The sequence below is a fragment of the Pseudomonas sp. LFM046 genome, assembly GCF_000949385.2.
GTDB lineage: Bacteria > Pseudomonadota > Gammaproteobacteria > Pseudomonadales > Pseudomonadaceae > Metapseudomonas.
In genome coordinates, this window is record NZ_JYKO02000002.1 from 18,150 (window position 1) to 37,203 (window position 19,054).

21 protein-coding genes are annotated in these 19,054 nt (G+C 64.0%); all 21 read left to right on the forward strand.

What is annotated here, in order from left to right; translation table 11 throughout:
* Positions 1-164 precede the first annotated feature (164 nt).
* The 21 genes from TQ98_RS27335 (at position 165) to TQ98_RS27435 (ending at position 19,034) form a co-directional block, all read left to right on the forward strand.
* Positions 165-635, forward strand: a complete 471-nt coding sequence (locus TQ98_RS27335) for a hypothetical protein (RefSeq protein ID WP_052659180.1) — start codon at positions 165-167, stop codon at positions 633-635.
* Positions 636-936: 301 nt separating this feature from the next.
* Positions 937-1,311, forward strand: a complete 375-nt coding sequence (locus TQ98_RS27340; RefSeq protein WP_044871991.1) for a phage holin, lambda family — start codon at positions 937-939, stop codon at positions 1,309-1,311.
* Positions 1,312-1,319: 8 nt separating this feature from the next.
* Positions 1,320-2,057 carry a hypothetical protein gene (locus TQ98_RS27345; protein WP_044871990.1) on the forward strand — a complete coding sequence of 246 codons (738 nt, stop codon included), beginning with the start codon at positions 1,320-1,322 and terminating at the stop codon, positions 2,055-2,057.
* A gap of 116 nt (positions 2,058-2,173) precedes the next feature.
* On the forward strand, positions 2,174-2,701 hold the full coding sequence (locus TQ98_RS27350; RefSeq protein ID WP_044871989.1) for a terminase small subunit: 528 nt from the start codon (positions 2,174-2,176) through the stop codon (positions 2,699-2,701).
* A gap of 43 nt (positions 2,702-2,744) precedes the next feature.
* Positions 2,745-4,631 carry a terminase gpA endonuclease subunit gene (locus TQ98_RS27355; RefSeq protein ID WP_044871988.1) on the forward strand — a complete coding sequence of 629 codons (1,887 nt, stop codon included), beginning with the start codon at positions 2,745-2,747 and terminating at the stop codon, positions 4,629-4,631.
* A gap of 9 nt (positions 4,632-4,640) precedes the next feature.
* Positions 4,641-4,856 (forward strand): hypothetical protein, encoded by a 216-nt coding sequence (locus TQ98_RS27360; protein ID WP_044871987.1) that lies wholly within the window; start codon positions 4,641-4,643, stop codon positions 4,854-4,856.
* Between the two features lie 2 nt (positions 4,857-4,858).
* The gene (locus tag TQ98_RS27365) at positions 4,859-6,469 is read left to right on the forward strand and encodes a phage portal protein (RefSeq protein WP_044871986.1); all 1,611 of its coding nucleotides are present in this window, start codon (positions 4,859-4,861) and stop codon (positions 6,467-6,469) included.
* Between the two features lie 2 nt (positions 6,470-6,471).
* Positions 6,472-7,701 (forward strand): S49 family peptidase, encoded by a 1,230-nt coding sequence (locus tag TQ98_RS27370; RefSeq protein WP_044871985.1) that lies wholly within the window; start codon positions 6,472-6,474, stop codon positions 7,699-7,701.
* 11 nt (positions 7,702-7,712) lie between these two features.
* Positions 7,713-8,063: a head decoration protein gene (locus tag TQ98_RS27375; RefSeq protein ID WP_044871984.1), complete on the forward strand. Its 351-nt coding sequence runs from the start codon at positions 7,713-7,715 to the stop codon at positions 8,061-8,063.
* Positions 8,064-8,078: 15 nt separating this feature from the next.
* Positions 8,079-9,110: a major capsid protein gene (locus tag TQ98_RS27380; protein ID WP_044871983.1), complete on the forward strand. Its 1,032-nt coding sequence runs from the start codon at positions 8,079-8,081 to the stop codon at positions 9,108-9,110.
* A gap of 1 nt (position 9,111) precedes the next feature.
* Positions 9,112-9,438 carry a hypothetical protein gene (locus TQ98_RS27385; RefSeq protein ID WP_044871982.1) on the forward strand — a complete coding sequence of 109 codons (327 nt, stop codon included), beginning with the start codon at positions 9,112-9,114 and terminating at the stop codon, positions 9,436-9,438.
* Between the two features lie 2 nt (positions 9,439-9,440).
* Complete coding sequence (locus TQ98_RS27390) at positions 9,441-9,761, forward strand: hypothetical protein (RefSeq protein ID WP_052659179.1); 321 nt, start codon at positions 9,441-9,443, stop codon at positions 9,759-9,761.
* Positions 9,758-10,216: a hypothetical protein gene (locus tag TQ98_RS27395; protein WP_044871981.1), complete on the forward strand. Its 459-nt coding sequence runs from the start codon at positions 9,758-9,760 to the stop codon at positions 10,214-10,216. The genes TQ98_RS27390 and TQ98_RS27395 overlap by 4 nt, the downstream gene beginning before the upstream one ends.
* Positions 10,217-10,275: 59 nt before the next feature.
* Complete coding sequence (locus TQ98_RS27400; RefSeq protein ID WP_044871980.1) at positions 10,276-11,055, forward strand: hypothetical protein; 780 nt, start codon at positions 10,276-10,278, stop codon at positions 11,053-11,055.
* A gap of 58 nt (positions 11,056-11,113) precedes the next feature.
* Positions 11,114-11,428: a hypothetical protein gene (locus tag TQ98_RS27405; protein WP_044871979.1), complete on the forward strand. Its 315-nt coding sequence runs from the start codon at positions 11,114-11,116 to the stop codon at positions 11,426-11,428.
* 14 nt (positions 11,429-11,442) lie between these two features.
* Positions 11,443-11,784: a hypothetical protein gene (locus tag TQ98_RS27410; protein WP_242443253.1), complete on the forward strand. Its 342-nt coding sequence runs from the start codon at positions 11,443-11,445 to the stop codon at positions 11,782-11,784.
* 102 nt (positions 11,785-11,886) lie between these two features.
* The gene (locus TQ98_RS27415) at positions 11,887-14,697 is read left to right on the forward strand and encodes a tape measure protein (RefSeq protein ID WP_044871977.1); all 2,811 of its coding nucleotides are present in this window, start codon (positions 11,887-11,889) and stop codon (positions 14,695-14,697) included.
* A complete protein-coding gene (locus TQ98_RS27420; RefSeq protein ID WP_044871976.1) occupies positions 14,698-15,201 on the forward strand; it encodes a hypothetical protein in 504 nt (167 codons plus the stop codon).
* Positions 15,201-16,979, forward strand: a complete 1,779-nt coding sequence (locus TQ98_RS27425; RefSeq protein WP_052659178.1) for a hypothetical protein — start codon at positions 15,201-15,203, stop codon at positions 16,977-16,979. Before TQ98_RS27420 ends, TQ98_RS27425 begins: the two co-directional genes overlap by 1 nt.
* 1 nt (position 16,980) lies before the next feature.
* Positions 16,981-17,358: a hypothetical protein gene (locus TQ98_RS27430; protein ID WP_044871975.1), complete on the forward strand. Its 378-nt coding sequence runs from the start codon at positions 16,981-16,983 to the stop codon at positions 17,356-17,358.
* Positions 17,355-19,034 (forward strand): hypothetical protein, encoded by a 1,680-nt coding sequence (locus tag TQ98_RS27435; RefSeq protein WP_146036046.1) that lies wholly within the window; start codon positions 17,355-17,357, stop codon positions 19,032-19,034. The genes TQ98_RS27430 and TQ98_RS27435 overlap by 4 nt, the downstream gene beginning before the upstream one ends.
* Positions 19,035-19,054: the final 20 nt, after the last annotated feature.

The window sequence follows — 19,054 nt, forward strand, 5'->3', positions numbered from 1 at the left end:
GACGAGAAGAAATTTTTCCTTTACGCGAGAAACAACCCAACACACCTGACACACCTAACACACCATTAGTTAATCAATTGATTTGTAAGGATTTTGAGTGTGTCAGGTGTGAGTCAGGTTTGGCGAAAAGTGTGTCAGGTCGAATTTCAGGGGGGGCGAGCAGGATGATCAAGAAGATTGAAGAGGTGCTTCAGCACTGGGGAGAGAAATGCCGTCGGGCGGGTGTTGGCGGCGGGCTGGGCAGCACGCTCGGCGCAGTGATGCAGTGGCAGGGTACGCCGCCCCGTACCGGCTATGGGTCAAAGACGTTGCTGGGCGGTGGCGGGGTAGACCTGGCTGCCAGCGAGGTGGACGCGGTCCTGGCTGAGCTGGGTCGCCAGGGAGAGCGCCAGGATCAGCGCCTGGCACAGGCGTGGGCCGCCGCCGGGCGAAGCGGGAGGCCGCCGTTCTGCCTGGACACGCAACTGGTTCTGCTGGCCAAGGTGCGTTACCTCACCGACCCCATGCCGCTGGTGGAGCAGCAGATGCGGAGGGTGAAGATCGATGGACGGCGCACCTATGACCTGCGCGTGCACCAGCTGCATGAGCGCATCCGCGATGGGCTGAAGGCGCGTGCCGAGGCTCGCGCAGCATGACCGCTCGTCGGCGCAAAAGTGTCCAAGTGGTGTCGAGTGGCGCCGATGAGGTGCCGAGCGGCGTCGGCGTTTTTCACCCGTTGTCGCCATTGCGTTCCGGCTGTAGAAAGTCCCCATGATTTCATAAATGCGCCTAGCGCCCACAGAGCACGTGCTGTGCACCACGAGGCAAGCCGCTCCACCGGCTCCCGCCTCATCCCCAAGCCCCGCCCTCGGCGGGGCTTTTCTTTTCCGCCTAGGGCCAGCGAACGCCCGAAGCGCTTCGCCCGCGGGCTGCGGGCTTTTTATTGAGAGCCGAACGATGACCGAGAAGGACCCGAGCCTGTGGGGGATTGTCCTTGCCTGGCTGCTCGAACCATCGCCGGCGCTGCAGGGGTTTCTTATGGCTCTGCTTATCGCTGTGTTGCGGCTGATCTACGACCGCAAAGAGAAGGCCTGGCAACGCATTGCCCTGGAAGGGCTGCTGTGTGGCCTGCTGACGGTTGCTGGAACATCCATCACCGCCCTGGCGCTGAGCTTCTGGTGGCCAACCTTCCAGGCTCCTGTGGCGCAGATCGCCATCGGTGTCGGCGGCACGGTGGGTTTCTTCGGTGTCGAAGCGGTACGACGAGCAGCTATCCGCCTGTTGGGTTCACAGCTCCGGCAGGTTGCCCCGGGCGATAGCGAGCAGCAGTAGGTGGCGCGATGTTCAAGGTTTCGTCGGTGGGTCTCTCCAATCAGCTAGCCATGCTGATTGACCTGGAAGAGCGGCACATCCCGGTGGCCACCGTGTTGGCGTTGAACCAGACGGCCTACGACCTGAGGGAGCGTCTGCAGCAGGAAATGGAATCGGTCTTCGACCGTCCGACCCGTTACACATTGAACAGCCTCAAGGTATTCCCCGCGACCCGGCAACGGCTCGAAGCGCGTGTGTGGATGAAGGATGAGTCGGTCAAGGCTGAACCCGCGACGCGATGGTTGTCCCCGGAGATCTTCGGCGGCGATCGGCGCAACACGCGCATCGAGCGGCAGCTGCGCGAGCGGGGCATCCTGCCGGAAGGCAAGTTCATCGTGCCGGGTGCAGGCGCCAAGCTCGACCGTTTCGGCAACATCAGCCGTGGGCAGGTGACGAAGGCGGTGTCGGGGGTTCGTGGCTTTACCGAGCAGGGCTACAACGCGAACGCCACTTACAGTGTGCGCAGTCAGCGCAAAGGCTACGGCCGCAAATACTTCGTAATGCGTCGGGGTTTCGAGTTCATCGGCATTGCCGAGCGGACCGGCCGGGGGCGGGACAAGGTGCAGATGATTCTGGCCTTTGTCAGCAAACCTTCATACCAGAAGGCGCTGCACTTCTTCGAGGTGTCCGATGAGTTCGTGGCTCAGCGGCTGCCGCAGCGATTCGCGGAAGCCCTCGCGAAGGAGCTGCGGTACGGTCGCCGATAGGCTGGACCTATCGGGCGGGTCCTCCCCGGAGGGGCGCCCCTATACGGGTAATTCGAGCCACGTTTTCTCTCTAGCTGAAATTCGGACAGGGATGTCCGTCTTTCCTGAGGTTGGACATGGGTAAGCAAGTCACCAAGGCAGAGCTGAGCGAAATCGTCGGCCGCGACGAGCGCACCTTGAGTCGCTGGCAAAACGACGGCATGCCCGTCGCCGAGTACGGCATGGGTCGCGGCAACGAGAACCAGTACGACACCGAACAGGTGATCGGCTGGCTGATCCAGATCGCGGCGCTCAACGGCAAGAAGGAGAGCGCCCGCGACCGGCTCGACCGAATCCGGGCGGACCGTGAAGAGGTGGCCTTGGCCAAGGACCTCGACGAGGTTGTGGTGGCGGAGGAAATGATCGAGCGCTTCGAGGCCATGATCACCGCCGCCAAGCTGGAGCTGCTGAACACCTTCCCCGAGAACCTGGCCGCCGACCTGTCGGCCCGCTACGGCATCGACGTGGATGTCGAACTGATCCGCGAACCCATCGCGGGAATCCTCACGGAGCTTTCCAACTATGACCCTGATGACGATGACCCGTCTGACGGGGACTTTGACGAGCCGGACGATCCGGAGACAGCTGAGGAAGACGGCGAATAAGGGCGTTCGTCGCTCCGCCAAAAAATGGGCACCGCCACCCCGGATGTCGATTATCGAGTGGGCGGCAAAGTACCGGTACCTGTCTTCGGAGGAAGCGGGTCGCCCCGGCAAGTACCGTTTCCACGTCACGCCGCACCTGGTGTGGCCCGGTGGTCCGTTGGAGGCCCTGGAAGATCCGAAAGTCAGCGAGATCGTCTGCCGCAAGTCCGCCCAGGTAGCCTGGACCTCCGGCGTCCTGGGCAACGCCCTCGGCAAGTGGATCGACATCGACCCGTCCCCGATCCTGGTCCTGTTCCCGAAGGCCGAGGCCGCCAAGCAGTACGTGGCGGAGAAACTGGAGCCGATGATCGAGGCCACGCCTCGGCTGAAGAAGAAGGTCGACCTGCGCAGCCGCAAGCTGCAGCAGCGCCAGGACTTCAAGAAGTTTCCTGGTGGCTTCCTCAAGCTGGTGGGCTCCAACAGCCCGTCCAGCGTGAAATCGACCCCGGTGCCTCGGGTGGCGGTGGAGGAGCCAGACGATTGCAACCTGAACCTGCGGGGGCAGGGTGACAGCATCAAGCTGGCGAAGGAGCGTCTGAAGACCTTCCGTCGCTCCAAGATCATCATCGGCGGCACGCCGACTATCGAGGGTCTGTCGGCCATCGACGCCGAGCTGGAGCTGTCGGACAAGCGCATTGGCCTGGTGCCTTGCCACGAATGCGGCGAAGAGCACGCACTCAGCTTCGACCACCTGATGTGCCCGGATGACCCGGACTACACCCACGAGGTGTATGGCCACAAGCGCCCAGAGTCGGCCTACTACGCTTGTCCGCATTGCGGCTGCAGCTGGGATGACAACCAGAAGAACGCGAACCTGCAGCATGGACGCTGGCTGGCCACCGCTGAGTTTCGCGGGATCGCCGGCTACATCCTCAACGAGCTGTATGCCACGTTCCACGGCTCGCGCTTCGCCGTGCTGCTGGAGAAGAAGCTCCAGGCCGAGTACGCCGCCGCGCGCGGCAACATCGGCCCGATGATCGCCTACGTGAACAGCTCCATGGGCGTGAGCTATGCGTACAAGAGCGACGCGCCTAAGACCGACGAGCTGGAGAACCGCGCCGAGGCCTACGCCGAGCTGACCGCGCCCCGGGGCGTGCTGCTGGTGACGGCGGGTGTCGACGTTCAGGGCGACCGCTTGGCTGTGACAATTGTTGGTTGGGGGCGGGGTGAGGAGTCCTGGCGGTTGTACTGGGGCGAGTTGCCCGGCAACCCCATCGACCCCGGCGATGCGGTGTGGACTGCACTGGATAAGCTGCTGGCACAGCCGATCCCCAGCGAGGCCGGCTACACCCTGGCCATCTCCGGCATGAGCATCGACAGCTCGGACGGCAACACCAACCACGCGGTGTACACCTACGTCCGTGATCGCAAGCAGTTCAACATCATGGCGATCAAGGGCGCCTCGGTGGACAACCGCGACAAGGAAATCTTCACCAAGCCGCCCGCCACGGCTGACACCACGCAGGACAACACCAAGGCGTCGAAGTACGGCCTGCGGGTTTACATCGTGGGCACGCACAAGGCCAAGACCCTGATCGATGGGCGCCTGCGCTTGAAGGGCTCGGGACCTGGGCGGATGCACTGGTACAGCGAGATCCGCGCGGACTACTACGAGCAGATCACCAATGAGGTGCTGGCACCGCATCCGCGTACCCCCAGCAAGATGGTCTGGCAGAAGAAAGCTGGCCGGCGCAACGAGGCGCTCGACTGCGAGGTGTATGCCTTGCACGCCGCCCGCAGCCTGAAAACTCACCTGCTACGTGACAACGAATGGGACCAGCTGGAGCGGCAACTGCTCCAGCCCACGCTGTTCGCGGGCGATCAACCCACCGCTCCGGTGCCGGCCCGCGCGGTCGGTCGCCGTGGCACCCGCAGCCGCGCAGGCCGATAGAGGTACACCATGACAGAAGCAGAGCAGCGCGTGGCGCGCATCCAGGCCTCCATCGACGACGTGCTGACCAAGGGCCAGCGGTTCCGCAAGGGTGACCGCCAGCTGGACCGCGCCGAACTGGCGAGTCTGCGCATGCTGCTGACCCAGGCTCAGGAAGAAGTCGACCGCGAGAAGGCGGCACAGGCCGGCAAGGGCCGCAACCGCATCAACTACGCCAGGATCTGACCATGGGCCTGTTCAAGAAGAACCCCGCTGAGCTGCTCATGCGGGAAGCGCTGCGTCTGGCGAAGGCCACCGCAGCGCCGGGCCAGGTCGTCGCGCAGGGCGGCGGTGGTGGTGTCGAGACCCGCTGGCGGGGTGCCTCCCGGGTGCTGCGCAGCATGGCCAGCTGGATTCCCGGTCTCGGCAGTCCCCGTCGTGACCTGCCCAGCAACGAGCGCCGCATGCTGATCGCGCGCTCGCACGATGCCATGCGCAACCACCTGCTGGCCCGTGGCGTAATCTCCCGGCTGCGCACCAACGTCGTGGGCACCGGCCTGGTCTGTCGGGCGCAGGTCGACCAGGTGGCGCTCGGGATCAGCGAGGCCGAAGCCGAACGGCTCAACGCCTTGCTGGATTGGGTGTGGAACCTCTACGCCGACAACCCGATGGAGTGTGATGCCGAGGGTCAGCTCAACCACTACCAGCTCCAGGCTCTGGCGTTGGTCTCTTCCATGGTCAGTGGCGATCTGCTGGTGGCCACCCCGGACGAGGAACGTCCAGGGTGCGTGTTCAGCACCCGTCTGCAGCTGATCGAGGGCGACCGCGTGGCCAACCCGAATTTCGCCCCGGATCGCGAAGGGCTGGTGGATGGGGTGGAGTTCGACCGGCTCGGTGCTCCGGTCGCCTTCCATGTCTGCCGTGGCTACCCCGGCGACCTGACGGCGGGTAGCTCGATGGCCTGGGACCGGCTCCCGGTGTTCGGCGCGGCTACTGGCCGGCGCCGCGTCCTGCATGTGATGGCCGACAAATCTCGGCCCGGGCAGAAGCGCGGCGCACCCTACTTGGCGCCGATCCTGGAGCCGCTGCAGAAGCTGGAGCGCTACAGCAGCGCCGAGCTGATGGCGGCGGTGGTGTCGGCGATGTTCACGGTGTTCATCAAGAAAACCGGAGATTTCCAGGCCGGCAACCTGCCTTTGTCGGCCCTGGTCAACGAGGGCGCCGGGGCCAGCACTGATGACGTGGGCTCCGGTGAGATCGAACTGGGCGAGGGCGCCATCGTTGACCTGGGGCAAGGTGAAGAGCCGATCATCGCCAACCCGGCGCGACCCAACGCGCAGTTCGACCCGTTCTTCCTCTCCATCGTCACCCAGATCGGTGCGGCGCTGGAGTTGCCGCGCGACGAACTGTTGCTGCTCTACAACACCAGCTACAGCGCCGCTCGTGCCGCCATGCTGCAGGCCTGGCGCTTCTACAGTCTGCGCCGCTGGTGGCTGACCTGCGACTTCTGCCAGCCCGGCCGCGAGCTGGTGATCGACGAGGCGGTGGCCCGGGGAATGATCGAGCTGCCGGGGTACGGTGATCCGGCCAAGCGTCGGGCGTACCTTCAGGCGCTCTGGATCGGTCCTGCCCGTGGCGCCATCGACGAACTGAAGGAAGCCAACGCGGCGGGCAAGCGCATCGAGATCGGCGTCAGCAACGAGCACCTGGAGACGGCGGCAATGACAGGCGAGCCCTGGCAGGTCGTGTTCCGCCAGCGCGCCCGCGAGGTCGAACAACGGCGCCAGGCCGGTCTGTACACCCCGCCCAAGGGCGCCGAGTCGGCGCCCCCTGAGCCGAAACAACCCGACGAGGAATAACCATGCCCCGCGCATTCGAGCTGGCTGCCTCGCAGCCCTGGCTGATGCTGCCCCACGCCCTGGATAACCTGCTGGCCATCGCTGATCGCATGGGAGATCCGGCCGCACTGGTGACCAAGCAGGGGCAGCGACTGGAGACAGCCCGTACCGTGACCGTCCGCGATGGTGTGGCCATCGTCCCGGTGGTCGGGCCGATCTTCCGTTACGCCAACCTGTTCACCGAGATCAGCGGCGCCACCAGCACCCAGGTGCTGGCCACCGATATCCGCGCCGCCCTGGATGACCCGAACATCAAGGCCATCATCCTCAACGTCGACAGTCCGGGCGGCATCGCCTCCGGCATCAACGAGCTGGCCGAGATGATCTACGAAGGCCGGGCGCGCAAGCGCATCGTGGCCTACGGCGGCGGCACGGTGGCCAGTGCGGCCTACTGGATCGCCTCGGCCGCCAGCGAAATCGTGCTCGATGCCACGGCGGTCGCCGGCAGCATCGGCACGGTCATCGATGCGGTAGTGGAGGGCGAGGATGCTGGCGGGCGCAGGCGCTACCAGATCGTCAGCCGCAACGCCCCGAACAAACGCCCCGACCTCAGCACCGAAGAAGGCCGCGCCAAGGTGGCCGAAACGGTGGACGCCCTGTCCGATGTGTTCGAGGCCAAGGTGGCCCGCAACCTCGGCGTGCAAGTCACCAAGCTCCCCGAGATGGGCGACAAGGGCGGCCTGCGGGTCGGCGCTGCTGCCGTTGAGCACGGCCTGGCGCACCGGCTCGGCTCGCTCGATTCCCTGATCACCGAACTGGCCAAACCGGCCGCAACCACCCTGAGGAAACCCAGCATGACCACCGTCACCACCACGGCGGAGTTGCGTGCCGCCATCGCTGCCGGCACCGATCCCAACGTCATCGAGATCGCGGCTCAGCCGAATCTGGACGAGATCCGCACTGAGGCCCGCACCGAGGGCGCGAAGAGCGAGCGCGAGCGCCTGAAGGGCATCAACGCCCTGGCCTCCAAGGGCTTCGAGAAGGAAATCGAGGCCGCCATCGACAGCGGCGCCACCGTCGAAGCGACCGCCCTGCAGCTGTTCAGGGCGGCCGGCGAGCGCGGCATCACCCTGGCCGGAATCAAGCTGGACAGCACCAGCGCCACCACCACCACCCCGCCGGCCGGTGACAAGGCCGAGCAAGAACACAAAGCCGCCGTCAACTACATCGTGGCCGGCGCCAACGCCCGCTGAGGAGAACCGTGATGCCGAACCCCGAACGCAACACCTACACGCCGGACCAACTGATGGCCGGTGACTTCCCCGCCGTGAAGCGCTCCGGCGTGATCGCCGCCGGTCAGCAGCTTTCCCGGGGTGCCGTCCTGGGCGAAGTCACCGCTTCCGGCGAATTCAAACTCTCGGCTAGCGCCGCCAGCGACGGCTCGCAAACCCCGTCCGTGGTGCTCGACGAGGACATCGACACCACGGGTGGTGCGGCTCCGGCCCCGCTGCTGCTGACCGGTGAGGTACTGGGCTCGGTCCTGACCCTCGGCGCCGGCCACACCCTGGCAGCTGTCCGCAAGGCGCTGCGCCCCCTGTCCATCTTCGTGCGCTGATAGGAGCGACTCTCTATGGATCTGTTCGATACCCGCACCATGCTCGACGCCGTTGAGCAGATGAAGCCGGCGCGCCGCTTCCTGCTCAACACCTTCTTCAACGGCGCCAACCCGCGCACCTTTGCCACCACCACCGTCGACATCGACATCGTGAAGGGCAAGCGCAAGATGGCCCCCTTCGTCCACCCGCGCCTGCCGGGCAGCGTGTCCCTGCGTGAAGGTTTTCGCGCGGACACCTACAAACCGCCGTATATCCAGCCCAAGCGCGAGACCACCGCCGAGTTGGTGCTGAAGCGCTCGGCTGGAGAGAACCCCTTCGCCACCAAAACTCCGCAGCAGCGCGCAGGTGCGATCCTGGGCAAGGATCTGGCCGACCTCGACGATGAGATCACCCGTCGCGAAGAGTGGATGTGCGCCCAGGCGCTGACCACCGGTCTCGTGCGGGTGCTTGGCGAGGGGGTGGATGACACCATCGACTTCCTGATGGACGCCAGCCACAAGATCACCCTGACCACCGACAAGTGGGATGCCGCAGGCTCCGACCCCATCGGCAACCTGCGCCAGTGGAAGCGCGGCCGGATCGCCAAGGATTCTGGCCGCACGGCCAACGTAGCGGTGCTGAGCGGTGAGGCGGTGGACGCCTTCCAGAAAAACGATCTGGTGATGAAGCAGCTCAACACCCGCCGCGTTGACCTGGGCATCATCAAGCCGGAAGAACTGCCGGACGGTGTCACCTACCTCGGCTACCTCAACGACCCGGGCGTCGACCTGTACAGCTACGACGAGTGGTACCTGGACGATGCCGGCGCCGAGCAACCGATGATCCCGGCGGGTGGCCTGATCCTCGGTTCCACCAACACCCAGAACGCCATGCTCTATGCTGCGATCCAGGACCTGGAAGCTATCGAGAGCGGTCTGGTGGAGGCGCGCCGCTTCCCGAAGTCCTGGGTCACCAAGGAGCCGAGCGCGCGCTGGCTAAAACTGCAGGCCGCTGCCCTGGCCGGCTTCCTCGAGCCCGACGCATTCGTCTACGCGAAGGTGGTGTGACATGGCCAAGAAAGGCGAATTCATCGTCATCGACGGCTGCATCCAGGAAGGTCGCGAGACCTTCCTCCCTGGCTCGGTCTACACCCCTCCGACCACCAAGCTCCGCGACGAACTGCTGGAGGCCGGTGTGATCGCTCCCGTGAAGGATCCGGTGGCGCAGGCGGCCATCCGCGCCGCGGAAGGCCGCAAGCCCCAGACCCCTTCCGCCCCGGATCTGCTCACGCCTCCAGCAAGTGACGATAACGCGGGCGGTACTGGTGACGAGGGTGGTGATGGCGCTGATGGTGGCAGTGAAGATGCGGGTGGCGACGGCGTGACCGGTGACTGACTATGGTCTCCTTCGCCGACCAGATCGAGGAGGTGGACTCCATCCTCCTCGACACCTTCCGCGATGGTTGCGGCGATTACCAAGACGCAAATGGCCAGCTACTGATCAAGGGAATCCCCTTGATCATTGATCGCAATTTGGAGCACTCGGGCCCCGACGGGATCTTCATGACGCAGGCGGCTGGTTTGACCTGGCGGCATGCTGATCTGGAGTGTGCCGAGCAGGGTGGCCTGTTTGTGGTTGAAGGTATCCGCTTCATCGTCGAAGACATCATTGCCGACGACGGCCACATGGTCACAGCAGTCTGCCAGGTGCAACTATGACTCAGAACCCTCTGACTGAGGGCCGGGAGGCTCTGCTGTCCCGGCTTGCCACGATCAATGTGGCGGGTGGTTACCTCACCAATGTCGGTGCAAATGTGCATTCGGGCTGGTTGAGTGAGGTGATCAAGGCCAAGGCAGTGTCGTATCCGCTGCTGGTGGTGCAGCCGAGCCGTGGGCAGCCTCCGGCTGCTGCCCCAGGAGCGATCAAGCTGCAGTCCGGATTTCGCGTCGTCGGCGCAGTGGAGGCCGGGATCAGCTATGAGTCGGCGCTCGAAGACCTCCAGCTGGATGTGATGCGCTGCCTCATGCCTGGGCACACGAAATTTCTCGAGTGGCTGCCGGTCGGCGTGTTGGGAATTCAGTTTGGTACGCCCGATTCGTTCCCTCCCGGTGATGGGCTTAGCTGCGCGACTTTTCTCCTGCCGGTTTACCTTACCGTCGTGATCCAGCAGTAAATATTCCAACCCTACGAGCCCGGCCCAGTGCCGGGCTTTCGCATTTCAGGAGGCCAACAATGGCTCGTACCGTAGAAACCTTTGTAGTCGGCGGCGTCGTCAAGATGCGCAAGGCTCGCACCGGCTTGCCGTTCACCGACGTTGGCCTTGTCAGCACGTACCAGCAGACGCACGAGACCAACCAGCTTCGTCTGGAGAACACTCGCACCCCGCTGGGTGGCACCTTCGACAAGCTCGACAAGGTGACCTCCATGAACCTGGCTATCTTCTTCCGCGAGTTCAATTCGGTGAACCTGGCCAACCTGCTGTGGGCGGATGTCACCTCGGTGCCGTCGGCTGCCGTTGCTGACGAGGTGGTTATTGTTCAGGTCGGCAAGACCAGCGCCCTGGCCAAGATGCCGCTCACCATCACCAGCGTGAAGGACGACGCCACCGGCCTGGTCGAGTTCGACGAAGACAACGATTTCAAGATGACCGGTGCTGGCATCGAGGTCCTGGAAGGCAGCGCCCTGGCCACGGCCATCGGCTCCGATGACGACTACAAGGTCAAGGTGACCTACACCTGTGCAGCCTACGACGAAATTCAGGCTCTCACCAACAGCGGTGAAGAGTGGGAAATCCTCTTCGAAGGTGCCAACGCCGTGGGCACCAAGTCGCGCGTCAACAACCGCTACTTCCGCTGCAAGTTCGGCGTTGCCGAAAGCCTGGACTGGATCAGCGTCGAAGACTTTATGGGCATGCAGTCCACCTGCGAAGTGCTTGCCGATGACACCCGCATCGGCGCCGGTCTATCGCAGTACATGAAGATCCAGAAGGAAACCCCGATTCCGACTCCGTGACCGGTGGGCGACTGATGGGCTACATTCCCTCCCATTCTTTCGTGGGAGGGAAACCCTGATGCAGTGCAATGTTTGCCAATATGAATTTACCCTGAACGAGATCCAGTCCGGCGCCGAGTGCCCGAAGTGTGCAGAGGCCCAACGGCTGGAGCGGCGCGCGGCCGAAATTGTGGCCGAGAAAGCGCAGCCAAAGGCGTATGTGAAGCCCCAGGAAGTTGTCGTTGTGGACTTCCAGATGAGCTTCAACTCCATGGTCTGGCTCATGGTTAAGGCCGCGCTAGCGTCCATCCCAGCTTTCATTATTTTGTTCTTAATCGGGGCAGCCTTGACCTTCTTTTTTGGCGCATTTTTCGGCGCCCTCACAAAGATCTAAGGCTGTTAGCACCCATGAAACCCGCTTCGGCGGGTTTTTTATTGTCTGGAGAATTTATGAGCGTCCCTGCAGCCAGCATCGTCAAGAAGGTGGGCGAGCGAGAGGTGATAGTTCGCGAACTCTGTGTCGCGGATGCTCGTGCCATGTTCGCTTCTGTAAGCGATGGTGATGTTTTCGATGACCTGTTGTTCGTTGATTGCCGCATTGATGACCTGGTGCGCATGACCAGCCTGAGCCGAGAGGATGTCGACGACCTGAGACCTAGCGAGGTGCGTGAGGTTATCGCCGCCTGCAAGGAGCAGAACCCGGATTTTTTCGATCTGCAGGCCCGTCTCAGGTCGTGGGCCAAGGGCTGAAGCAGCTGGATTCAGCCATTTGCACCTTAGTGAAAGCCGGGCATCGCGATGTGATGAGTTACCCCTGGCCCCTTTTTTTGCGCGCTCTGAAAGGTTGAATCCATGAATCCAGAAGTTCAACTGAGGCTGACGGCAGACCTCGAGGATGCAGCGCGTGAGGTTGCGGGTTTCCGGAAGGAATATGGCCGCCTGGTTCAGGAGGTAGAGAAACCCCTTCGCCAGGCCAACACCTTCCGAGAAGTCAGCCAGAGCCTCGAGGGGACTCAGCGCCAGATCGGCAAAGCCAAGGATCGCCTTCGTGAACTGCGTGACGAGCTCGCTCGCTCTGGGCAGCCGACCAAAGAACTTCAGGCGGACTATCGAAATGCCACGAATGAACTGAGGCGCCTGGAACGTCAGGAGTCCTCCCAGATTGGACAGCTGCGCAGCGTCCGATCGGAGCTCCAAGGTGCTGGCGTTGATGTTGGCAACCTTGTCGCTGAGCAGCGGCGCCTGAGCGCTGAGTTCAATCGCCGCTTTGAAGCTGGCCGGTCAGACGCCGCACTTCAGGCCGCTCGGGAGGCGCTGGGTGTTGGCGAGATCGAATCGGCCCAGCGCAAGCTGGTTGAGCTGCGGCAGCAGTACCAACTGGTTACCCGGGACGGAAGCCTTTCTGCGCGAGAGCGTTCCGAGGCTGAGGCAACTTATCACCGGAACGTCTCCGACACTCTGGCGCGACTGCGTGACCTTCGGGCTCAGACAGTAAAGCAAGCCAGCGAAGAGGACCGGGAGGCAGCTGCCCAGGTTAGACGGGTTGCCCAGGCCAAGCAGGGCATTGCCCAGGTTGCAGCCGCGCAGCGGCAGGCCGCTATTGAGGCCCGACGCACTGCGGCCGAAAGAGCTCGGGATAGCCTCGGGGTGAATCAGGCGCGTGCTGCCGAACAGGAGATTGCAAATCTCCGCCAGCAGTACGAGCTGCTTCGCCGGTCGGGCACGCTGACTTCCAGAGAACTGGCGATTGCGCAACGTCAGCTGAAGCAACGGATTGCCGATACCAAGGCGGAACTCAAGGGCTTGTCCGCTGGCGGCGGCGATTCCGCTATCTCGGGCGCTGCCAGTGAGATTCCAGGTATCTCTCGGTTTTCCGGTGGAGGGCGTGCCGCTGTAGCTGCCGCTGGCGTGGCTGCCATTGGGGCTGGCGCCATGCAGGTCGCCCAGGGTTCCGATGAGGTCGGCCGCCTTGATTCACGCCTTCGGCTGGCGACTCGCTCCCAACATGAATTCAATGCTGCCCAGCTGGAGCTGGACCGGATCGCGGACGTTACTCAGGGCGATGTGGCTGACCTTGTCGGCCTGTATTCCAGACTGCAGCGCCCCATGCGGGACGCTGGTCTGGACCAAAAGGCGACCCTTGAGACCATTGAGGCCGTATCGCTCGGGCTCAAGATTGGCGGTGCTTCGGCAGAAGAGTCGGCTTCGGTCATCCAGCAGTTTTCCCAAGCCATCAGTAGTGGCGTGCTTCGTGGCGAGGAATTCAACGCCGTCCTGGAAGGCTCTGACCGGATCGCTGGCGCGCTGGCTGACTCGCTTGGGGTGACCATCGGCCAGTTACGAGAGATGGCGTCGGAAGGTCAGTTGACCGCCGAGCAGGTCACCAATGCGCTCCGGAAGGAATTGCCGAAGCTGCGACAGGAGATGGACTCCTTCGCTCCAGAAATCGGTGCCGGGTTCAGTCGTATCTTCAAGGAGACCAAACGTTACTGGGGGCGCTACGCCAAGGAATCGGGCGCAACAGATGCCGTTGCGAATGTCCTGAACAACATTGCCAAGAGCGTCAACGGTGCTCACAACCTGCTCAAGAAAGCCGATTCGGACCTGACCAAGTCGCAGAGGGAAGAGTCGGCGGCCAGGCAGGAAATCCTGAAGCAGGAGAAGGCGAACGTAGAGCAAGGCCGAAAGGAAGCGCTTAGCGACCTGAAGGAGACTATGGCTCAGCAGCGGACCTTGCTGGCCAAGGCCAATGCTGAATTATTGGCGGCGAGGAAGCAGCAGGAGAGTATTGCCGCTGAGTTCAAGGCGGCATCCGCGGAATTCGCTGGCGGTGCCGGTCCGAATGACGATGCCAGTTTTGGCGATGTCACGGCAGCCACGGTTTCGGCACGCGAGAAGCTTCGGCAGGGTGACGCCCAGGGCGCCATCAGTGAGGCCAGGCGCGCAATGGAACTGCTGCGCCAGCTTCGCGCTGCCGGTGAGAGCGAATTCGGCTTCGCAGGAGTGGCGAAAGAGCTCGAGGCGATTGCCAACCAGGCGGCCAAGGTTGATGCCGAGACGGCGAAGGTGAAGGAAGGTCTGGCCAAGATGGAGCTGGAAAACCTCTCCAATCAGGCACGTTTTCTGGAGAACATCACGATTCGTTTCGGCTTGGACGCGAGCAGCGTGGAGACGGTCAAGCAGCAGATGTCCGACTTGGCCAAGGGGTTGTCGGAGCAGATGACCATCCAGGTCAAGGTCGTTCCTCCGCCGGAAATGGGGGCTCCTGGTGTGCCTACGGCAGCAGGGGTTGAGTTCCCCGCCTTCGCTGAGGGTGGGCTGCTGCGTGGTCCTGGAACTGGTACGAGCGACAGCATCCTCATGCGCGGATCCGCCGGTGAGTACATGGTGCGCGCCGCGGCAGTTCGCCATTACGGCCCCGCCTTGCTTGATCAGTTGAACGCCATGCGGCTGCCTCGTTTCGCCGAAGGAGGCCTGTTTGGTGGGAGATCGCTGCCGTCTATCCCGGCGCCGTCGCCATCTCTGCTGGCGCCTGCCCAGCAGTCCGGCGGGGGGAACACCGTTGTCCTGAAGCTTGGCGGAAACACCTACACCTTGCAGGCAGACAACGACAACTACTCGGCCATTGTGCACAACGAGTCTCGTAAGCATGGGAGAAGGTAAATGGCTGAGGTGATGCTTGGGGGCATCCCCATCCGCCTGCACAGCGGTCCAGTGGTCCAGGAGTATTCGCCCATCGGCGGCGTCACCGTGGCCCGCCGTTCGGGTGGTGCTGCGGTGAAGATGCAGCACTGGCGCAAGACGGCGATCACCATCCGGGGAACAGGCTGGATGGGGCCGGGCTTCTCCGGATTGGACTTCAGCCAGCCTCTGGAGCTGCGCTGCACCAAGCAGCAGTCGCTGACCGCCACATCGCTCACCGGCACCTTGCCGGGCACGCCCCGCCCAGATGTCGCCCCGTGGGCCCTAGCCTATGTGGGCGGCGACTGGGTGGAAACACCTGTGGCCATGGCTGGTAGCGACTTCACCATCACTGCCGTGGCGGGCGCCCTGCAGTACCAGGTCTGCTGGATGCCGAAGTTCATGGTGTTCTGTGAGCCGCCACCTGAGTCTCTGGACCCGTCCACGAACACCCACGACTGGACCATCACTGCCGAGGAAATCTGATGCTGCTGAATGGCGCAGGGCTGAACGGTGCCGAGTTGAACGGCGCTTCGGCCGGCGGGAGTGTGCCCGTCGATCCGGTCACCATCGTGCCGGTGGTATCGGTGATCTGGACCGCCCGGCTGCTGCTGAATGGGGTGGATGTCACGGACCTGCTGACGGGTGGTGTCAGGATCGAACGGGAGGAGGGTGCCCGTTGCCTGGCGGACTTCAACCTGCTGCTTGATGCCGGGCCGGTGAACCCTGCCGAGTACACCGGGCAAAGCGTGGAGCTTTACTACCGCGATTGGGTGGGCGGGGCCTGGCGGGAGGAGCTGTGTTTCAAGGGCTGGGTGATCAAGCCGGACTTCACCCTGCAGACGAGCGTCCTGGCCTGCGAGTGCAGCGACCGGCAGCAGGAAGTTGTGGAAGCCATGGATGTCGCAGCCATCGATGCTCAGGTGGCCGGGCTGTGGTCGGCTGATGTGTTCGAACCGGTCGAAGGCCGCTCCCGCTGGGACTACGCCATGGAGCGGATGAGCACCCGCCCGGCGAGTCTGCAATGCAGCGTGGATGGCGCCTTGCAGGTGACGCCCTGGGCAGCTAGCGCGCCAGCCTTTGTGATTCCTGCTGGAGCGGTGCTTGATGGCAGCCTGGAGTGGGTGCCGGTGGAACTCAATGACCGCATCAACGTGGTCGAGGTAGCCGCCGACTACCGCTTCATCCGCCTGCGCGAGCGCCACCAGGACTTCTTCTGGGAGCACCCGGCCGTCGCTGGCGTCACCATCATCGACGGTTTCTGCCTGACCTGGGGCCGCGAGGACAACACTGAGGTGCCGGATATTGGCATGGTGGAGCGCGGCAGCAGTGATGCCGGTTACCAGGCCATCCTGAGCTCCGCGAACTGGGGGAGGGTGCCCGAGACTGGCAGCGGTGCACTGTGCGCTCCGCCGTTCGGCTGGACCAACCCGTACCCGGACCTGCTGTTGAGTGCCAGCTGGACCAGTGCCATGCGCTGGAGCCAGCGGGTAACCGAGCAGTACACCCTGCGGGTGGAGGCGCCAGCTAGCGTGGCCCAGGCCGGGGAGGTGATCAGCCGCGAGCGCATCGCGCTGGAGACCGAGAGCGACCGGGAAGCGGAGTTCGAGGGGGCGGAGTTCACCGAGCCGGAGTCCGACGCTGTCGAAGACGCCCTGGGCGACTGGGTGGTAGACCTGCGGGAGAATGACCGGCGCGCTGCCGCGTTGTCCTGCGGCCTGGCCATGGCCACCACTTCCATCCTGGGGGCGCACCGCGGCAACCGCTTTGCCTTCCAGCTGCCGACCTCGGACACCTTCGGCATCCGCCTGGAGCATACCCTGCATGTGCAGGATGAGATTCTCGGCCGTTCGGTGCAGTGCCGGGCCAAGGTATTCAGCATCATCCATGAGTGGGACTTCGACAGCGGTTCGGCCTTGACCAGCATCCAGCTGGCCGTGAGCCAGGGCGGTGGCACCGTCACCGACCCGCTCACCCTGCCGGCCATTCCACCGAGCACGCCGCCCGGTTCGCCGCCGTCACTGATCATCCTGGAGACCCAGCTGGGGTCGAGAAACAGCAGTCCGCTCTATGACGACGTTCTCGACGGGTTCGCCGGCAACTACACGGTCAACGACCTGGACATCAACCCGTCCCTCGAGGAGTTCCCGCGCCGCTTCGACCTGACCGCGCCGGAGATTCCCGAGGATCACCGCGACGAGTACACGGTCAGCCAGGCTCGGACCTACCAACTGGCCATCCCGAACGACCTGCTGGAGCTTTGACATGACCTTGGCACAAGAGCGCGCCGGGATTAAGGCGGGGATTTCGGCTGCCCGGTCGAGCACCACCCGGCGTGACCTGAACTCCTTGGAGACCAAGCGTCGCCAGATTCGGGAGCTAGTCACCCTCGAGCGCCGCGGCCTGCGCCCGGCAACGAAGGGGCGCGGAACTTGGGACCCCAACACTCCGAAGATTGGGGGCGGTGGTGGCGGTGTCGCCTGGCCGCTAACCGAGCCGTCATTCGCCGCGCGTGAGTACTGGCCAACGGGCCTGTGGAGCAGTGACGGCATTCTCATGATCCCTGCGCCAAAGACGATCCATCTGGTAGACGCCGACGGCACCGAGGGGGCGCTCAACCTGGCCAACCCGGTGGCGCCATGACGGCGCCAGTCTGGGGGTGCCCCTGGCACGGCCGGGTGGAGGCCGGCCAACTGACCCTGCCGAACGGCGATGACCGGACCTGGCCGCAGCCCGACGGCACCCGCCGCGATTTGTATCCGACCAACCGCGCCATGTGGTTGACGAACAATGCTGGGGCCACGCACCTGGTGCAGATGCCGGGTGTGCCGGCTGTGGAGCGCTCGGCGGAGGAGTTGGCGGGCGATGCCGCTGCCGGTCGGACGTGGCTGAACAAGGCCCTGCTGGCCGGAGCCAGTGACACCGCCACGGCCAAAACCTACCTGCACAGCAAGCCGGTTGATGGCTGGATCTACGCTGCGCCCGACGGTAGCCGCTGGATGGCCTGTGCGCTGGGTGAGTATCCATGGACCAGCGCAGACGGGCTGACGATCCCCCTGGTCATGCGGCGCTTTGGGGTATTCGGCGTCCCGGCGGCCAGCCATAGCCACCACCGCACGATCAGCACGGCCGCCATGGGCCAGCCCAGCTGGGCGTCGAGCGAAGAACGGCGGGGCAAGGTCGAGGCGATCAAACCGGATGGCTCCCAGGCCATTGTCCGGCTCTACCTGGATGCCGCACAGGAGGGCACCAAGGGCTTTCTGCTGCTTACTCTGAGCGGCACGCCCGGCGTAGATTTTTCGGCCAGCCTGACGGCCTTGCGCTCGGCGGCGCAAACCAACGGCACCTTGGTGGTCAACAACGCGGCCAGCGTCAGCTATGTCGAGCTGGAGGTGTCGACCAGTGAATCGACCGAGGATACCCGGGCTGGCTCGCCGCCGAGCTGTACCGGCCACCTGGATACCATCACCACCTTCTCCACCGATTTGGTTCCGGCGCCAGAAGGCACCGGGTACACGGTTATCAGCGGTACCAATGCGCTGACCCTGACCGGTCGCATCATGGCGATGTGGTTCAACGCGACCGGGGTGATCGAAGAGGCGCTGCTGGACATCGAGAAGAGCTGCACCGCCAGCGCCCCGGAACCGACGATCGAGTACAGCGGCCGGGATGTGTTCCGGCAGGCCAACCTCAATGGGGACGGTGTGTGCGTCTTGGGCGCCTCCGCCATGATCGAGCAGCACGCGGTGACCCGCTCGCGCTCCTCTTCGCAGACGATTTCGGCGCTGTTCCGGCTTCGCGTCGGTACGCGCCAGGTTGAAGTCTCCGGGTCGCAGTCGACCTCCATTGAAGCGAGTTATTCCGCGACCGGTCTTCCGGGCAGCCGGATAGAGGTGAGCGATAAAACAACTGATGCCAGCGGCACCACGTTCGGCTGGTTTACCGAACAACACACCAGCCTCTCGGGAGGCGAGGGTACCGGGGCGGTGGACATCACCACCTACAGCGCCGCCGATGCGGACTTCACCCTGAACTACGTGCCCGTGGGGACGGGGGGCTACAACGTCGCCTTCAAGCGCTGGGCGAACAACCTGGTCGGGCTCATGACGCGGCGCCCAGCCGGCGTTGGAGTGGCCGTCGGCACTATGAATTTCAGTGAGGCGATTTCGCCCGCGGCGGACCTGGTGCCCGGGGTGTCGGAAACCAGCGCTGGGGTCGACAGCACCCTGCCTTGGTGGACCTACCGGCCGTTTGGCTCGTTCAACCCTCTGACGGACGAGGCAGTCATTGCCTCGGTCGACCCCATCAGCTGGACCTGACCACAGACCTTCATCAGCCT

Coding starts and splice junctions, on each gene's coding strand:
- TQ98_RS27380 (WP_044871983.1), top strand. CDS start 8,079: ATGGATCTGTTCGATACCCGCACCATGCTCGACGCCGTTGAGCAGATG.
- TQ98_RS27410 (WP_242443253.1), top strand. CDS start 11,443: ATGAAACCCGCTTCGGCGGGTTTTTTATTGTCTGGAGAATTTATGAGC.
- TQ98_RS27340 (WP_044871991.1), top strand. CDS start 937: ATGACCGAGAAGGACCCGAGCCTGTGGGGGATTGTCCTTGCCTGGCTG.
- TQ98_RS27415 (WP_044871977.1), top strand. CDS start 11,887: ATGAATCCAGAAGTTCAACTGAGGCTGACGGCAGACCTCGAGGATGCA.
- TQ98_RS27385 (WP_044871982.1), top strand. CDS start 9,112: ATGGCCAAGAAAGGCGAATTCATCGTCATCGACGGCTGCATCCAGGAA.
- TQ98_RS27435 (WP_146036046.1), top strand. CDS start 17,355: ATGACGGCGCCAGTCTGGGGGTGCCCCTGGCACGGCCGGGTGGAGGCC.
- TQ98_RS27355 (WP_044871988.1), top strand. CDS start 2,745: ATGTCGATTATCGAGTGGGCGGCAAAGTACCGGTACCTGTCTTCGGAG.
- TQ98_RS27370 (WP_044871985.1), top strand. CDS start 6,472: ATGCCCCGCGCATTCGAGCTGGCTGCCTCGCAGCCCTGGCTGATGCTG.
- TQ98_RS27350 (WP_044871989.1), top strand. CDS start 2,174: ATGGGTAAGCAAGTCACCAAGGCAGAGCTGAGCGAAATCGTCGGCCGC.
- TQ98_RS27360 (WP_044871987.1), top strand. CDS start 4,641: ATGACAGAAGCAGAGCAGCGCGTGGCGCGCATCCAGGCCTCCATCGAC.
- TQ98_RS27430 (WP_044871975.1), top strand. CDS start 16,981: ATGACCTTGGCACAAGAGCGCGCCGGGATTAAGGCGGGGATTTCGGCT.
- TQ98_RS27400 (WP_044871980.1), top strand. CDS start 10,276: ATGGCTCGTACCGTAGAAACCTTTGTAGTCGGCGGCGTCGTCAAGATG.
- TQ98_RS27395 (WP_044871981.1), top strand. CDS start 9,758: ATGACTCAGAACCCTCTGACTGAGGGCCGGGAGGCTCTGCTGTCCCGG.
- TQ98_RS27390 (WP_052659179.1), top strand. CDS start 9,441: ATGGTCTCCTTCGCCGACCAGATCGAGGAGGTGGACTCCATCCTCCTC.
- TQ98_RS27420 (WP_044871976.1), top strand. CDS start 14,698: ATGGCTGAGGTGATGCTTGGGGGCATCCCCATCCGCCTGCACAGCGGT.
- TQ98_RS27375 (WP_044871984.1), top strand. CDS start 7,713: ATGCCGAACCCCGAACGCAACACCTACACGCCGGACCAACTGATGGCC.
- TQ98_RS27335 (WP_052659180.1), top strand. CDS start 165: ATGATCAAGAAGATTGAAGAGGTGCTTCAGCACTGGGGAGAGAAATGC.
- TQ98_RS27365 (WP_044871986.1), top strand. CDS start 4,859: ATGGGCCTGTTCAAGAAGAACCCCGCTGAGCTGCTCATGCGGGAAGCG.
- TQ98_RS27405 (WP_044871979.1), top strand. CDS start 11,114: ATGCAGTGCAATGTTTGCCAATATGAATTTACCCTGAACGAGATCCAG.
- TQ98_RS27345 (WP_044871990.1), top strand. CDS start 1,320: ATGTTCAAGGTTTCGTCGGTGGGTCTCTCCAATCAGCTAGCCATGCTG.
- TQ98_RS27425 (WP_052659178.1), top strand. CDS start 15,201: ATGCTGCTGAATGGCGCAGGGCTGAACGGTGCCGAGTTGAACGGCGCT.